The organism is Cupriavidus sp. 2TAF22 (genome assembly GCF_052115045.1).
Classification (GTDB): domain Bacteria; phylum Pseudomonadota; class Gammaproteobacteria; order Burkholderiales; family Burkholderiaceae; genus Cupriavidus.
Map to the genome: position 1 here is coordinate 1 of NZ_JBFRFX010000106.1, position 2,857 is coordinate 2,857.

General features: G+C 71.8%; 3 protein-coding genes. All 3 read left to right on the plus strand.

The window, feature by feature from the left end; translation table 11 throughout:
• A partial coding sequence (locus AB4Z48_RS40330; protein ID WP_441624481.1) for a (2Fe-2S)-binding protein occupies window positions 1-338 on the plus strand: 338 nt, incomplete at its 5' end.
• Window positions 335-1,735, plus strand: coding sequence for an NAD(P)/FAD-dependent oxidoreductase (locus AB4Z48_RS40335; protein ID WP_441624483.1), 1,401 nt, complete (start codon window positions 335-337; stop codon window positions 1,733-1,735). The genes AB4Z48_RS40330 and AB4Z48_RS40335, both read left to right, overlap by 4 nt.
• A partial coding sequence (locus AB4Z48_RS40340) for an NAD(P)/FAD-dependent oxidoreductase (RefSeq protein WP_441624485.1) occupies window positions 1,732-2,857 on the plus strand: 1,126 nt, incomplete at its 3' end. The genes AB4Z48_RS40335 and AB4Z48_RS40340, both read left to right, overlap by 4 nt.

A 2,857-nucleotide genomic window follows, 5' to 3' on the forward strand; every position in this document is an offset into this window, starting at 1 on the left:
TGCGGCTGGCAGAATCCGACCGCCCCGCCATCACCCTGCGCATCGATGGCCGCAGTGCCACCGCCCTGGCGGGTGACACCCTTCTGGTCGCACTGCTGCTGAATGGCCGGCGCGTGCGCGACAGCGAATTCGGCGACGGCCCGCGTGCGGGGTTCTGCCTGATGGGCGCCTGCCAGGACTGCTGGGTGTGGACACCCGCGGGCGAGCGCCTGCGCGCCTGTTCCACGCCGGCCGAGGCCGGCATGGAGGTACTGACCCGTCCGCCCGCGCACCACTGGCCCGCGACGCCGGACCTGCAGGAATCGCTCGCGCGCCACGCGCCGGGAGCCACCGCATGAGCACGCCGTCAGCATYGCCCCGCATCGTCGTGGTCGGCACCGGCCCCGCCGGCGTACGCGCGGCCCAGGCACTGGCGCAGGCCGGACTGCGCCCTACCGTGATCGACGAAGGCCGGCGCGACGGCGGCCAGATCTACCGCCGCCAGCCCGAAGGCTTCMAACGCTCCTACGCCAAGCTCTATGGCAGCGAGGCCGACAAGGCCCAGGCGCTGCACCGCGACTTCGACGCGCTGCRCGCGCGGATCGACTACCGTCCCAACACGCTGGCGTGGAACCTGACCGAGGGTGAGTTGCACGTCGTGTGCGGGGACGAGCCGCAGACGCTGCCCTTCGACGCMCTGCTGGTGTGCTCCGGTGCCACCGACCGGCTCATGCCGGTGCCCGGCTGGCACCGCGCCGGCTGCTACAGCCTGGGCGCTTCCCAGATCGCGCTCAAGGCACAGGCCTGCGCCATCGGCGCGCAGGTCGTCTTCCTCGGCAGCGGGCCGCTGCTCTACCTGGTGGCCTCGCAGTACGTGCAGGCCGGCGCGCGCGTGGCGGCAGTACTCGACACGTCCTCCGCCAATAAGTCCTGGGGTGCCATCACCGGCCTGCTGGCGCGCCCCCGGCTGGCGCTGCGCGGCCTCGGACTGATCCGCGGCCTCAAGCATGCCGGCGTACCGGTGCTGCAGGGCGTGACGCCGCTGGGCATCGACGGCGATGACCGCCTTGGCGTGCRGGSCGTGACCGTGCGCGATGCGCGCGGACGCGAGCAGCGCTTCGCSTGCGACGCCGTCGGCCTGGGCTGGCACCTGCGCGCCGAGACGCAACTGGCCGACCTCGCGCGCTGCGAGTTCGCCTTCGACCCCGTGAGCCGCCAGTGGCTGCCGCGCATCGACGCGGACGGCCGCAGCAGCACGCGCGGCGTCTACCTGGCCGGCGACGGCGCGCGCATCCTCGGTGCCGATGGGGCCGAAGCCGCGGGCCGGCTCGCGGCGCTGGCGGCGCTGGCCGACCTGGGGCATGAGCGGGGCCGCGCACAATACGCCGCGGAATCGGCTGCGCTGCGCCGCAYCCTCGACCAGATGGACCGCTTCCGCCAGGGGCTGGCGCGCGCCTTCCCGTGGCCGCACACGCAGGCCGCCGCCCTGCCCGATGCCGCCGTGGTATGCCGCTGCGAGGCCGTGACSGTGGGCGAGCTGCGCCGCTGCGTGAGCGAACTGGACAGCCAGGAAGTCAATCGGGCCAAGGCCTTCAGCCGCGTCGGCATGGGCCGCTGCCAGGGCCGCTTCTGCGGCCATGCCGCGGCCGAGATCGTGGCGCAGGCCTGCGGCATCCCGATCGAACAAGTCGGTCGCCTGCGCTCGCAGGCACCGGTCAAGCCACTGATGATGAATACACACGAGGTGAAGGCATGAGCAGCACGGCATCCAAGACGCACGACGCCGATGTGCTGGTGCTCGGTGGCGGCCTGATGGGCACCACCACCGCCTTCTTCCTGCGCCAGCAGGGCCTCTCGGTGGTGCTGCTGGAGCGCGAGCTGGTCGGGCGCCAGGCCAGCGGCACCAACTTCGGCAATGTGCGCCGCCAGGGACGYGCCCTGCACCAGATGCCGCTGGCCAATCGCGCGCGTGCCGTCTGGGGCCGCGTGAAGGAACTGCTGGGCGARGACCTCGAGTTCGTCCCGTACGGCCACCTGCGCGTGTGCTACACCGAACAGCAGGCCRCCGTGCTCGAGCAACAYGYSCGCGACGTGAAGCCGCTCGGRCTGGAYCTGSAGCTCTTCAGCGCCGAGCAGTTGCGCCGGCGCTGGGGCATCTTTGCGCCCGGCGTGGTGGCAGGYTCGTACTCGCCGCAGGACGGCCAYGCCAACCCGCGCCTGGCCGGCCCGGCCTTCGCGCGCGCCGCGCGTCGCGCCGGCGCGCAGATCGTCGAGCATGCCGAGGTGATGCAGGTCGAGCGCGACGCCAATGGCTTTGTCGCTCACACCGCCGATGGCCGGCGCTTTCGCGCACCGCAAATGCTGGTGGCGTGCGGCGCCTGGTCCAACCGCATGGCCGAGCAGTTCRGCGAGGGCGTGCCGATGGACGCGCGCGGCCCGCAGATGGGCGTGACCGAGCCGCTGCCCTATGCCATCGGCCCTTCCATCGGCGTTTCTACGCCGATCGAGCATGAGAGCCTGTACTTCCGCCAGATCTCACGCGGCAACATCGTCTTCGGCGGYGGCCTCAAGGGGCCGGCGTACACCGASCGCATCCGCGCCTACGTGAAGCCCGACAACGTGCTGCGCCARCTGCGCGAACTGCGCCGCTTCGTGCCGGCCTTCGAGCATGTGCAGCTGATTCGCGTGTGGAGCGGCATCGAAGGCTATACCCCCGACTGGCAGCCGGTGATGGGCCCCAGCGCCACGGTGCCCGGCCTGTACTACGCCTTCGGCTTCAATGGCGAGGGCTTTGCGATCAGCCCCGGCGTGGGCGAAACCATGGCGGAGCTGATCGCCACGGGCCGTACCTCGATTCCGCTGGAGCCTTATGCCATCG